At 47.3% G+C, this 12,590-nt stretch carries 12 protein-coding genes; 7 read left to right on the top strand and 5 right to left on the bottom strand.

All coding sequences use genetic code 11. From position 1 onward, the window contains the following. The first annotated feature begins 35 nt into the window (after nt 1–35). From MHB43_RS30270 to MHB43_RS30260, 3 genes are all read left to right on the top strand, one after another. Complete coding sequence (locus MHB43_RS30270; protein WP_221825608.1) at nt 36–773, top strand: HAD family hydrolase; 738 nt, start codon at nt 36–38, stop codon at nt 771–773. Between the two features lie 384 nt (nt 774–1,157). Beyond that, nucleotides 1,158–1,637, top strand: a complete 480-nt coding sequence (locus MHB43_RS30265; protein WP_405130974.1) for a Dps family protein — start codon at nt 1,158–1,160, stop codon at nt 1,635–1,637. Between the two features lie 127 nt (nt 1,638–1,764). After that, nucleotides 1,765–2,976, top strand: coding sequence for a nitric oxide synthase oxygenase (locus MHB43_RS30260; RefSeq protein ID WP_405130973.1), 1,212 nt, complete (start codon nt 1,765–1,767; stop codon nt 2,974–2,976). A 48-nt stretch (nt 2,977–3,024) separates the two neighbouring features. Here the strand turns inward: MHB43_RS30260 and MHB43_RS30255 are convergent, their stop codons facing one another. Continuing rightward, the gene (locus MHB43_RS30255) at nt 3,025–4,380 is read right to left on the bottom strand and encodes an MFS transporter (RefSeq protein ID WP_405130972.1); all 1,356 of its coding nucleotides are present in this window, start codon (nt 4,378–4,380) and stop codon (nt 3,025–3,027) included. Nucleotides 4,381–4,635: 255 nt separating this feature from the next. Between MHB43_RS30255 and MHB43_RS30250 the strand changes: the two genes are divergently transcribed. Genes MHB43_RS30250 through MHB43_RS30235 form a run of 4 tightly spaced genes read left to right on the top strand, consistent with a single transcriptional unit; the run spans nt 4,636 to nt 8,422 of the window. After that, nucleotides 4,636–5,745 (top strand): ABC transporter ATP-binding protein, encoded by a 1,110-nt coding sequence (locus MHB43_RS30250; RefSeq protein WP_036612848.1) that lies wholly within the window; start codon nt 4,636–4,638, stop codon nt 5,743–5,745. Beyond that, on the top strand, nt 5,735–6,568 hold the full coding sequence (locus MHB43_RS30245; protein WP_074092623.1) for an ABC transporter permease: 834 nt from the start codon (nt 5,735–5,737) through the stop codon (nt 6,566–6,568). The genes MHB43_RS30250 and MHB43_RS30245 overlap by 11 nt, the downstream gene beginning before the upstream one ends. After that, on the top strand, nt 6,543–7,352 hold the full coding sequence (locus MHB43_RS30240; protein ID WP_062836831.1) for an ABC transporter permease: 810 nt from the start codon (nt 6,543–6,545) through the stop codon (nt 7,350–7,352). The genes MHB43_RS30245 and MHB43_RS30240 overlap by 26 nt, the downstream gene beginning before the upstream one ends. Beyond that, on the top strand, nt 7,349–8,422 hold the full coding sequence (locus MHB43_RS30235; RefSeq protein WP_036667861.1) for a PotD/PotF family extracellular solute-binding protein: 1,074 nt from the start codon (nt 7,349–7,351) through the stop codon (nt 8,420–8,422). The genes MHB43_RS30240 and MHB43_RS30235 overlap by 4 nt, the downstream gene beginning before the upstream one ends. 299 nt (nt 8,423–8,721) lie before the next feature. Here the strand turns inward: MHB43_RS30235 and MHB43_RS30230 are convergent, their stop codons facing one another. From MHB43_RS30230 to MHB43_RS30215, 4 genes are all read right to left on the bottom strand, one after another. Then, complete coding sequence (locus MHB43_RS30230; protein WP_405130971.1) at nt 8,722–9,222, bottom strand: hypothetical protein; 501 nt, start codon at nt 9,220–9,222, stop codon at nt 8,722–8,724. A 250-nt stretch (nt 9,223–9,472) separates the two neighbouring features. Continuing rightward, entirely contained in the window at nt 9,473–10,369 is an 897-nt protein-coding gene (locus MHB43_RS30225; protein WP_405130970.1) for an Abi family protein, read from the bottom strand. Between the two features lie 172 nt (nt 10,370–10,541). After that, nucleotides 10,542–11,543: a cation diffusion facilitator family transporter gene (locus MHB43_RS30220; protein ID WP_091036009.1), complete on the bottom strand. Its 1,002-nt coding sequence runs from the start codon at nt 11,541–11,543 to the stop codon at nt 10,542–10,544. Between the two features lie 143 nt (nt 11,544–11,686). Beyond that, nucleotides 11,687–12,283 (bottom strand): SMI1/KNR4 family protein, encoded by a 597-nt coding sequence (locus tag MHB43_RS30215; protein WP_405130969.1) that lies wholly within the window; start codon nt 12,281–12,283, stop codon nt 11,687–11,689. Between the last annotated feature and the right edge of the window lie 307 nt (nt 12,284–12,590).

Genomic DNA, 12,590 nt, shown 5'->3' with positions numbered 1-12,590 from the left:
GTTTGGACGCAAAAGCAGGAGGATAGACAACCATTATGAGTGAAATAGATAATGCTAAAACCATATTTTTCGACGTGGATGATACGTTATATGATCACTTGCAGCCACTTTGTGGCGCGTTGCAGGACGTTCTCGGCCTGCCCGATGAGTTCCCTTATGCTGAGGCCTATCATCGTTTTCGTTATTATAGTGACTGGCTGTCTGCACAAGAAGATCTGTCCGCTGTACCAGAAGCGGATGCAGTAGAGCGAATGCGCCGTCGGAGGTTTGAGTTGACGATGGAAGAGTTCGGACTCCCCCTACAATCGGGACAGGCTGAAGAACTACAAGCACAGTATCTGAGCAGACAGTTTGAGATTGTACCTTTTGAAGGAGCGTATGAGCTGATCAGAAGGCTTCAGGCAGAAGGCCATACCGTTGGTCTAATCACCAATGGAGAAGGAGAGCATCAGCGCCGCAAGCTTGAAGCACTGGATGTGCTTAGTCTCGTGGACGAGCATCTGGTCTTCATCTCCGGTACAACTGGTTATGCAAAGCCGGATCGCAGGTTGTTTGAATATGTGAGTAAGCATTCCGGGACAGATGCCCGTTCCAGCTATTACATTGGCGACTCGTGGCGTAATGATGTGGTAGGTGCGGTCGATGCGGGGTGGACAGTCATCTGGTTCAACCATCGGGAGGCGCTGCCGGAGTCCGATCATCAACCTCATTTTGTAGCACGGAGCTATGAAGAGATCAGTCGTATCCTGACTTTTGAGTTTGTTAAGCAATAAAATTGTACAGGTGGGTTCATGCAGTCCTATCATCTCGCTGAGATGAAGGGCTGTTTTTACGTTATTTGAACTGTGAGAATATTCGCAGTATGTGAGCGTAATTAAAGGTATAAATAAAAAGTGGGATCTGGTGCAGGCAGTACTACACACCCTCATTAATCAGCCGTGTGGGCAGTGTAACTCCACTTTTTATAATGATATAGGATGAAGCTGTACTTCATGGAATCTTCATGTACAAGACAGTGCAAATGCCTTCCCAAACAGGATATGCGGTGTTATAATTAAAACAAGATTTAGATTAAGTCTAAATTAAAACTAACGAATCAAAGTAGTCCATAACAATCAATCAAATTCTATTTTTATATTCGAGAGGGGATAAATTCCATGAGCACAATCCAAACTAGAAACAACACTTTTGCTAACAACGCCACAGCACTTCAAGAGGTCCTGAACCGTCAGATCGCAGGTTGGTCCGTACTGTACACGAAACTGCATAACTTCCACTGGTATGTCCAAGGGCCACATTTCTTCACATTGCATGCCAAATTCGAAGAGCTGTACAACTTGGCTACGGCAAATATGGACGAAGTTGCAGAACGTTTGCTTGCTATTGGTGGACGTCCGGTGGCTACAATGACTGAACAACTGCGTCTGTCTCCGATTGAAGAGGTACAAGGCCAGTTGTCTGCTGAGCGTATGGTAGAGTCGGTGGTTGATGATCTGCGCACGATGGTGGAAGTGATTGGCCAAGGCATTCACGAAGCAGGAGAAGCGGAAGATAATGCAACCGAAGATATGCTAATTGGATTCACCGCTGCACTGGATAAAGAAGTCTGGATGTTAAACGCATTTCTGGGCAAATAAGCAAAGTCACCCTACATCCTGACAACGATATGTAGAGTCCGTGAACAAAGTGTCCGTTCGCTTACAAATCCGGTGTGCTTGCCGTATAATGATGGCATTCAAGATGTACAGAATGGTGGAATGAACGATGCGGTCAGACCTGGAACAATTGCAGGAAGAAGCTGAACGGTTTATATATACATGTTATGAAGAGCTGGGCCATTCGCGTGAAGACGCGCAGGTCCGGCTTGCTGTCGTTATGGGCGAGATCGAAGTAACGGGTACCTATGTGCATACCACAGAAGAATTGGAGCAAGGTTGTAAAATGGCATGGCGGAACAGCAACCGCTGCATCGGGCGGCTGTTCTGGGATAAATTGCGAATCGTGGACGCACGCCATGCCGATACAGCAGGAACGGCAGCGGATGCTGTGCTGAATCATATTCATGTGGCATCCAACGGTGGCAAAGTGATTCCGATGATTACCATCCTTCCACCGGATGGGCCGAATGGAACTCCGGTACGTCTCTGGAATCATCAGCTTATTCGTTATGCGGGATATGAGACAGAGCAAGGCATTGTTGGAGATCCTGCTTCGGTGGAATTGACCAAGGCGGCCATGTCACTTGGCTGGCAGGGGGCAGGTAGCTCCTATGATGTGTTACCGCTCATAATTCAGGTGCAAGGACAAGCTCCAGAGTGGTATGTTATACCCGAAGAAGAGATTGTGGAAATTCTTATCGAACACCCGGAACGAGCGGAGCTTGCGGAGCTTGGCATGCGCTGGTACGGTGTGCCGATGATTGCCGATATGCGTCTGGAGATTGGTGGCATATCCTACCCGGCAGCACCGTTCAATGGTTGGTATATGGGTACCGAGATCGGCGCCCGTAATCTGGCAGACACGTTTCGGTATAACAAGCTGCCTGCAGTGGCGGCAGCATTTGGATTGAATACGTCGAGTGAAACGACCTTGTGGAAGGACCGTGCGTTGGTAGAGCTGAATGTGGCTGTGCTGCATTCGTTCAAAAAAGCAGGCGTGAGCATTGTGGATCACCACACGGCAGCAGCGCAATTTGCTATGTTTGAACAGCGGGAAGAGAAGGCTGGGCGTGAACTGACCGGGGATTGGGTGTGGCTGATTCCGCCAGTGTCTCCGGCGACAACGCATATTTTCCACAGCTCCTATCGCAATGAGATCGTGAAGCCGAACTTTTTCCATCAGGATCAGGCGTATACCCTGAAAGATGGCGTGGCATCTGCCGCAGAGCCGCGAAGCAGCGAGCAGCAGAATGCACAGATAGAGAATCACCAGCCACAGGCCGGAGATGCACCAATGAAATGCCCGTTTGCACATTAATTGTGCAGGCGGGTTATTTTTTGTGATCCTTTTTTATAAAACGAAGAACTACGCCTCTTTCAATCGATACCGACTGCGCATCACGGCCTGAACTATAATGGCAGCAGCAATCAGCACCAGGTTGAACACAAACACGGAGTAAAGCGATCCAACTTCCGTAAGCAACGCAGCAACCAGTGGAGATACGATGGAGCCGATCTCGGCCGCAGAGACAATTTTGCCTATGACAGAACTTCGACTCTCGTCTGGGATGTGATCACCAATATGGGCAAAGAACGAATCCATGTAACATGCACCGCCAACCCCGCCAATGAGCATGCCAACGTAGACCCATAGATGGGAGGACGTGCTTAGAAATACAGCAACTTCGATTCCAATCAGGAACATGCCGAGCATGCAAAGCAACAGGCGATCGCCCATCCGGTCAGAGAGATAACCAACAAAGGGAGCAGCGGCAAGCGTAGAAATCCCGGAGACGGTGAAGGCGAGACTGGTGGCAAATGGGTCCCAATGCATGATGTGAGCTGCATACAGTGCGAAATAGGTGAGGAATACCGCGTAGGCGCTCATCTCCAGAAAATGTACCGTGCCGTAACCGATAAGCTGCTGCCGCTGTGTGAGCCTTGTAGACAAACCTTGAGTATGCTTTGCGTCAGACGGTGATGAAGATAAAGGAGGTTCAGTGGATGCAGCAAAAGGGTGGGATTCACTGATGGTGGAATCTACAACAACGTTATCCGTGGAGAGTGGCGAATGTGATGATTTGTCGATAGGTTCTTGTGTCACTGTAGCCGAAGGATCCTCTATTAGATGATCACTTAACGTATCCCCAGATCCATGATTGGCTCTAGCTTGTGTCGTCGTCTTCATCCCCATCGCAGCGACCACGGCCATCAGACAACATACGGTAACGAGCAAAAAAGGAACCGATAGCGGCCAATGCAAAGCCAGCCAGCCACTTATGACGGGACCGAGTACCATACCGCCGCCCTCACTGCTACTGATATATCCATTGTATAGGCCGCGGTTGTCTACATTGCCCCCATCCCCGATGATGGAACGTACGACCACGGTAAGGCCCGTGGAAGCGAGCCCCTGTAGAAGTCGGAGCAGGCCGAATAACACCACAGCTTTAGACAGCGCGAAGCCACCCATACAGACTGCCAGCAGGATCAGCATCAGGACGAGCGCATTTTTCCCTCCGAGTTTTTTATAAATTGCCGCTGCAGGAATGCCACCAATTACTTTCCCCACATAAAAAAGTGCAAAAATAACCCCCATCATCCAGCCGGACAGGCCGAATTCCTCAATAAACAAAGGAAACAGGGGCAGGATCATGAATCCGCCCATCTGACTTAGGAAACAAATGGTCATTAGTAAAGGCAGGTTACGACGAATTTCCAAGAGCCAAGACTCCTCTCACACATAAAATGGAATCCCTAATATGCTTTATTTTCCAAATGAATGCGTAGATATCGACATATACCCGTAATGTATGCAGGATTTATGAAAATAAGAAGAAATGACACGTGGTGTTTACATCAAAACCATTGCGGATATACCTGAATCATATATAATAGATGGGTTATCAATAAGGAAACATGGACGAAAGTGTACAGACTTAAGATGTACCTCAAGTATAAGGGGGCGATGTGAAGCATGTCAGAACAACAACCGATTATCCGCTTCGAAGCGGTGACTCAGCAATACGATCAGGATGAAGCCGTATTGAAGGCAGTCAGCTTTGAGATTGAGCGGGGTAAATTTTATACGCTTCTTGGCCCGTCAGGGTGCGGGAAAACAACGATATTGCGGCTGATTGCCGGCTTTGCGGAGCCGACACAGGGCAGTATTTATTTTAACGGGGCGCTCATCAACCGAGTGCCTGCCCACCAACGGCAGGTGAATACCGTATTTCAGGATTACGCGTTATTTCCACATTTGAATGTATTTGAGAACGTAGCTTTTGGTTTGCGGATCAAAAAGATGAAAACAGCTGAAATTCGCAGCAAAGTGTTGGAAGCCCTCAAATTCGTCAATCTGTCCGGTTATGAAAACCGTGAAATTGGTGAAATGTCTGGCGGACAACGGCAACGTGTTGCGATTGCACGCGCCATTGTGAACGAACCTGAAATTCTCCTGCTGGACGAGCCTTTGTCAGCACTCGATCTGAAGCTGCGGACCGAAATGCAGTACGAGTTGCGGGAGCTGCAACAGCGACTGGGTATTACGTTTATCTTTGTTACGCATGATCAGGAAGAGGCTCTAGCGATGTCGGACGAGATCTTTGTCCTGAATGGCGGCGTGATTCAACAGAGCGGTACACCGAATGATATCTATGATGAGCCGATTAACCGCTTTGTGGCGGACTTTATCGGGGAATCGAACATTGTATCGGGCAAAATGAAGCAGGACTTTGTGGTGGAATTCGCTGGCGCACAGCACGAGTGTGTCGATCAGGGTCTCCAGCGGGACGAGCCGGTAGAGATTGTCATTCGTCCAGAGGATCTGGAGATTACAACGGAAGACCAAGGCAAGCTCAAGGTTAATGTGGACTCCCAGTTATTCCGTGGGGTGCATTACGAGATATCCACGTACGACGATGCGGGCAATGAGTGGCTTGTTCATTCAACCAAGAAAGCCGTTGTAGGCGCGCGGATTGGACTCTATTTTGACCCGGAAGCGGTACACGTCATGCGCTTTAACGAGACCGAGGAAGAGTTCGATAAACGACTCGAAGCCTATCAAGAGGCCGCTCATGCAGACTAAGGCCAGCACACGCAATGCGTATCTGATTCCATATGTATTATGGATGGTGTTGTTCGTTGTGGCGCCGGTTCTGCTGGTCATCTATTACTCGTTCTTCGACGTTGAAGGGAACTTCACGTTTGGCAACTACGCCCGGTTCTTCACACCGGTGTACTTGCAGATGACGCTCAGTTCGTTCTGGTATGCATTTCTGATTACGGCCTTCTCGCTGCTGATCTCCTACCCGACGGCGTATATGCTGACCCGGACGAAGCACAAGCAGCTATGGTTGCTGCTGATTATTCTGCCAAGCTGGATCAATCTCTTGTTAAAAGCGTACGCCTTCATCGGCCTGTTTGGAACGTACGGTCTGACCAACTCCCTGCTTGAAGTGGTGGGTATTGGCACACAGCAGATTCTGTTCACCGACTTCAGCTTTATCTTTGTCTCGGTGTACATCTTCATTCCATTCATGATCCTGCCGATCTTCAATGCGCTGGAAGAAATGAATCCATCGTTGATCTATGCGGCGCGCGATCTGGGAGCCTCATCGTGGCTGACATTCCGCCGGGTTATCTTTCCACTGACGATTAGTGGAGTAAAATCAGGCTGTCAGGCTGTATTTATTCCTGCGCTGTCTCTGTTCATGATTACCCGCCTCATTGCGGGAAACCGTGTGATTACGCTGGGAACAGCGATTGAACAGCATTTTCTCGTCACCCAGGACTGGGGGATGGGTTCTACGATTGCCGTCTTTTTGATTATTGCGATGGCGATTATTATGTTCCTGACTGGATCAGGCAAGAAGGAGGTGCGTAATGGGAAGAAACGGAAAGTTGTCTAACGTCTATCTAGCCGTTGTATTCGCCATATTGTACGCTCCGATTGCGTATCTGATCTTCTATTCCTTCAATAGTGGCGGCCATATGCGCAGCTTCGAAGGATTCACGCTTGAATGGTACAGAGAGGTGTTCGCCGATACTCGGCTGCTCATCATTGTGCTTAACACATTTATCATAGCGTTGCTGTCATCAGCGATCTCCACGATCCTTGGTGTAGCAGGAGCACTGGCGATCTACCATGTGCGTCGCAAACGGACCAAAAATACGCTGCTGTCACTCAATAACGTGCTCATCGTGAGTCCCGATGTCATCATTGGTGCGTCATTCCTGATTCTGTTCACCATGATTGGCATCAAACTGGGCTTCACTTCGGTCCTGTTGTCTCATATCGCATTCAGTGTACCAATCGTTGTAATCATGGTACTGCCGAAGCTGCAGGAGATGAGCCCAACACTGATGGATGCGGCACGCGATCTGGGCGCTGGTTCATGGCAGATTCTGACGCGTGTGGTGCTGCCATACGTGAAACCGGGTATTTTTGCCGGATTCTTCATGGCATTGACGTACTCGCTCGATGATTTTGCAGTAACATTCTTTGTCACGGGTAATGGATACTCCACACTCTCTGTAGAAATATACTCCAGAGCAAGGCAGGGTGTATCGTTGTCAATCAACGCGCTATCAACCCTCTTGTTCCTGCTCACGGTGCTGCTGGTGGTTGGATATTACTTCATTAACCGCCGTGCAACACGGATACCACCCGGAGGAAAGGGGCTGCGTCCATGAAGCAACTGGTACGGACATTTGCGATTGTTTTTGTGGCCGCGTTTGCCCTGATGATCCTGGCTTCGTATCTGAATAAGAGTCAGGGTTATTCTGGCGGCAACACGCTGACCATCTATAACTGGGGCGATTATATCGACCCAGATCTGCTCAAGGAATTTGAGGACGAGACTGGCATTAAGGTTATCTATCAGACGTTTGACTCCAATGAAGCGATGCTGACCAAGATTGAGCAGGGCGGTACTACGTTCGATGTGGCGATTCCTTCCGAATATGCGATTAGCAAAATGAAAGAGGAAGACCTGCTCGTTCCAATTGATCACAGCAAATTGACTAACCTGAGCAACATCGATCCGCGGTTCTTGGACTTGTCCTTTGACGAAGGCAACAAGTACTCGATCCCTTATTTCTGGGGAACAGTGGGGGTTGTGTTCAATCCCGAACTGGTGGATGGGTTGACGTTTGATAGCTGGAATGACCTGTGGGACCCACGTCTGAAAAATCAAATCCTGCTCCTTGACGGTGCACGCGAAGTCATTGGTATGGGTCTCAACAGTCTCGGGTATTCCCTGAACGATACCAACGAAGATCATCTGCAAGAAGCGCTGAAGAAGCTGTCTACATTGACACCTAACGTGAGAGCGATTGTCGGAGACGAGATCAAGATGTTACTCGCGAATGAGGAAGCAGCCGTTGGACTTGTATGGTCTGGAGATGCGTCCGAGATTATGGATGAGAACGACAAGCTGGATTATATGGTGCCGGAAGAAGGCTCGAACCTCTGGTTCGATAACATGGTTATCCCGAAGACGGCAAGTAATATTGAAGGAGCACACCAGTTTATCAACTTCATGCTGGACCCGGATCATGCCGCTCGCAATGCGGAGTATGTCGGATATTCCACACCAAACGCCGAGGCACTTAAGCTACTGCCAGAGGACATATCGGAGGATGAGCGCTTTTATCCAGACGAGACACTGACAGGTAAGCTGGAGGTCTACGATAATCTGGGCAAAAAAATGCTCTCGCATTATAACGACCTGTTCCTGGAGTTTAAAATGCACAGCAAATAACCGCCAATAGCGTATGTACAGTTCGTTAGATTTGCAAAAAAACAAAAAGGGTTGCTGCTCGTCATTTCAATTGAATGACAAGCAGTAACCCTTTTTTTGTTACCCGCTTCAGAGCAAAAAGCTCAGGTTATTTTTTCGTGCACACGTTAACGGAGGGGACAGAACAAACGAAGGAAGCCAAGCGGTCGCCTTTATCAACGGATTTTCCCATTGCTAGATGGGATTCAAAAAAATCCGGGGATAACAGCGATCCGAAGTTGTTCTGTCACCGCAGTGATCAAGTGGGAACGAATAAAGGGTTACATGCGCTTTTTGCGACCCACCATGATCCACGCCCCACCCATAATCAACACAATCGCCACGAAAGGCTGGATAAAGCTCAAGCTGCTCAGCATCGTGCCAATCGACATTACAGCGAAGAACAGCAGCGATATCACTGTTAGAATGTTGATGGGGATCAGCAACCATTTGTTCCGACCACCGAACCAGTACAATTCGAACAAACCAACAGCAACAGCCAGAATGAAGCCCGGCCACATTGTACTCCAGTTGTTAAACAGCATGGCAATCTGACACACGATACCAACCGTGAGCAACAACCCACCGGGAACCAGCAGTCCTACCCCTCTGCCAATCATGGAGAAGTACAGCCAGTGGAAGAAAAGCCCGAGTGGAATCACGAATAACGTGGGCCAGAAGTTCGCAAAGATCGTACCCGGACCGAGTGAACCTCCCTGGTTCAGAATCAGGTACACGCCCAGCAAAATGAGAACAGGCGCAAGGATCGTACGTTTAGCCATAATATCTCTCCTTCTCAATACAAGATCAATTTCCGAACGGTTGTATGTAGAGCAATACTTTCGTTACTCACAGCATACCATGAACTGGAAAAGTCTATCCTCCGTCTTTGGAGTTAAAGTGAACCTAGACCAAAGTCTAGGTTCGAAAGATACTCAGCCGCTTTTTCATGCAAACAATCCGTGCCAAACGGTGGTGAACAAGTTACACAGAAAAATGTGATTTAGGCTTGCATGTTGCAAGAGAGAATTATCATTGCTTTCGTAGCAGATGCTCCCAGTTTGTAGGGAATCCCAAAAGGGATATATCAACTATAGTGTAAGCTTCGATTAATGAGGAAAGCTCAGTCACCCAACTATCCCAGATTGTTCTATCCTTTATCAGGTACTTCGCATTGTAGATAGCTCCAAAAAGAAAGGCTTTGTCTAAGCCTAATAATTCATCATTTCGTGTGTATCTTATGGTAACAGGGATTCTATAATTAAAAAGTCTGCTGTAGTGAGCACATCTATTCCTAAAAACAGTTAAGACGTGGAACCAGTTCTCGAGTTCCCTATAACTTATGTTTCGAGAAGGGTAGTATTCTCGATCAATAGATTTCTTGTCAGACGTTTTTAAATTTTTATAGAGTGAGGACATCATAGAAATTGTACTCACTTCAAAGGCCGCCCAGATAGGATATCTATCTTGGTAATTCTCTCTATGATGAGCAATAAGCACTTCTTTGTGCTGTTTTTGAATGCATTTTTGCAAATCCTCCATAAAGCGTTGGTGAAATTGAATTTTAGAAAAATTAGCGGCATTCGTATATCCAAGAGCACCATACTTGTGGGCGAGCTTGTATGAAATTTGTGATCTTAAGGCAATCTCGATGTACTCGACAATCTTCATAAAGTGATTTCTAAGGGCTGCATCATACAAATAATGCTTATACACTTTGTTGAAAGTTGTTCCTTCAATGTAGTTGTCCGAGGTATCCTGTTTAAAAGTTAAGGCATATGCAGTAAACCTGTAATAGTGAATGCGTTTCAGGATTGTAATTGCTTCTACATCATTTTCAATTGTCATTTTTCGGTTTTTAAACTTTTCGAGCTGTTCTTCATATGTAGTAGGCGCTTTCATTTCACGTAGCTGAACATCATCTGGCAAGGAAAATACCCCCATAACGCAAAAATGTCTCGCCCTGTTCCACATGCATAAGCAGAGGTGCGGGCGAGATCTGTTATTAATAATATACGATTCGTTGACTGTTTAATCAACAGTTAAACTTAAATTGAGCAACTACTGAATGGTAAAGCTGAGTCATCCAAAACGGAGCTTGTTATTTCACCACATCCGAATGTTTCTTGCCCCAGCTGTTCACACCGTCATCCTCAATAATGGAGATGGCAGCGTCGGCGATGTCGGGGTTTGTCATCAGTTTCTCCTGAATACGGAACTTGATGTCATCTGCATCGGCAAGACTGAGTCCTTTGGTCAACTCAATCAGACCTTCCACATGATAATAACGGCCTTCCTGAATGATACGCATCATCTGAATATCGGCAACGTGCGTGTCTGCGAGAATGGTTTGGGACACTTTGTCCTCAATATCCTGCGGAGCCGCAACACCGATCAATCCGATCATATTATCGTAACCGACACGGAATGCTACAGCGATCATCAAGCAACCAATAATCGTTGTCACAATGCCATCGAGCAATGCAAAATTGGTCAATGCAATGACTACAACGGAGATCAAGGCGAGTGTCGCACCGAGTACTGCTACAACATCTTCGTAGAATACGAGACGGGTTGGTGGCGCAGCACGGCCTACGTTTTTGATGGCAGCAGGGACCAAGGCAAATCCGGCGGCTTTGGGTGCGCGCGCTTCTTTGAGGATTTCCTTCATGGCTTTGATCAGAATGGCCCCGTCAATGACAATGTTCAGAACAAGCACTCCGATGTTAATCCAGAGACCGCCGGTATGACCAACAGGATGCTGCAACAGATGGATGCCTTCATGGATCGTTTCATACGCCATAATGGTAACAACAATCACGGCAATCATGCAGAAAATGTTGATGACCCGTCCGAATCCGGTTGGGAAGCGGCGTGTAGGTTTTTTCTCGGACAACACACTTCCAACAAAGACAAACCCTTGGTTAATGGCATCAGCGAGTGAATGCATCGCCGAAGCGAACATGGCGCCACTGCCACTGAATAGGAAAGCTCCCCCTTTGCACACAGCAAGTACGGCATTACCTGCCATTGCTACGGCGGAGGATGTGTTTCCTTTTTTGACGAGAGACATAAAGCTCTCAGACTTCGGTTGTTCAGCCACTTCGTATGTTCCTCCCAGATCAATGTATTAGGTGTAGAAAAGGCAGTTTATCTATACAGCATGTGCATTTCCACTAAATGTTATTATAACCGCTTTGACATATCCCAGTATTATGCAAAAAAGGTCATATCATCATGTGCATCTCAGTACTCAATGGCCTCCAAGGCACGTAAATTCCGGTTAGACTGTTCCAAAAGTTCCGTGAATGTCCCAGCGACATAATATACAAAATCCGGGTCATGCACGTACATAATAATCTGTCCAACCGTTCCTTGCTCTGTCGGATCAAAGTCGAACATCAGATACAGTGAGCCACCTCCAAGCATGCCAAACGTGATCCATTTCTTTTGAAAAAGGTAGGGTTTGATTCGGGGATCAAGCTCACGGATTTCTTCATCGGTCAAATAATCATCCATGCGGTTCTCCACCAGCGTGGACTGCTCCTTTTGAATCTTTTCCAGGGATAACAGGTAAAATGGTTCGGACTCTCGTCCTTCCTCAAGGCTTGGATACAAGACGTGAAAGCCATAACCACTCCCATTTTTACGTTTATAAAACGCACGAAAATCAGCAGGTAATCGAATACCGTGTTCCTGCTCGAATGCGTCGAGCTGCTCATCCGTCACGCCTTCAAACTCGCGATATGCCTCCAAGAGTTCCCGGTTTTCCTCATCCTGTACCTTCTCCTCCAGCAACATATCCAGTTCATCCATCAATTCATATATACGCTGTTCTGGCATCCAATTCCCTCCGTATGAGCTATTCAGATAATATGGTGAGTGATATGCGAGCAAACTGTGCCTGATTCACCTCATATTATAGTTATAATCCAGAAAAGCACACAAGAAACCGGAGTCCTTGCTTACATACTACAATGGTCTCATTATTCAAAGTCGGTTGTTGCATATCAGCACACCTGGCTCCATTCCAATCGATTACGTACAACCATCATGAAAGTCACTCCTAACAACAAATAAGCGTGGGTTACAGGGGTAATCCCTGTAACCCACGCTTATTATTTATCTACTATATAAATGAAACTAATCT

The organism is Paenibacillus sp. FSL H8-0317 (assembly GCF_045040685.1).
Classification (GTDB): Bacteria; Bacillota; Bacilli; order Paenibacillales; family Paenibacillaceae; genus Paenibacillus.
The sequence above is the reverse complement of the archived record's forward strand: the minus strand, read 5'-3'. Positions and strand labels throughout refer to the sequence as shown.

Coding starts and splice junctions, on each gene's coding strand:
- MHB43_RS30270 (WP_221825608.1), top strand. CDS start 36: ATGAGTGAAATAGATAATGCTAAAACCATATTTTTCGACGTGGATGAT.
- MHB43_RS30265 (WP_405130974.1), top strand. CDS start 1,158: ATGAGCACAATCCAAACTAGAAACAACACTTTTGCTAACAACGCCACA.
- MHB43_RS30260 (WP_405130973.1), top strand. CDS start 1,765: ATGCGGTCAGACCTGGAACAATTGCAGGAAGAAGCTGAACGGTTTATA.
- MHB43_RS30250 (WP_036612848.1), top strand. CDS start 4,636: ATGTCAGAACAACAACCGATTATCCGCTTCGAAGCGGTGACTCAGCAA.
- MHB43_RS30245 (WP_074092623.1), top strand. CDS start 5,735: ATGCAGACTAAGGCCAGCACACGCAATGCGTATCTGATTCCATATGTA.
- MHB43_RS30240 (WP_062836831.1), top strand. CDS start 6,543: ATGGGAAGAAACGGAAAGTTGTCTAACGTCTATCTAGCCGTTGTATTC.
- MHB43_RS30235 (WP_036667861.1), top strand. CDS start 7,349: ATGAAGCAACTGGTACGGACATTTGCGATTGTTTTTGTGGCCGCGTTT.
- MHB43_RS30230 (WP_405130971.1), bottom strand. CDS start 9,222: ATGGCTAAACGTACGATCCTTGCGCCTGTTCTCATTTTGCTGGGCGTG.
- MHB43_RS30215 (WP_405130969.1), bottom strand. CDS start 12,283: ATGCCAGAACAGCGTATATATGAATTGATGGATGAACTGGATATGTTG.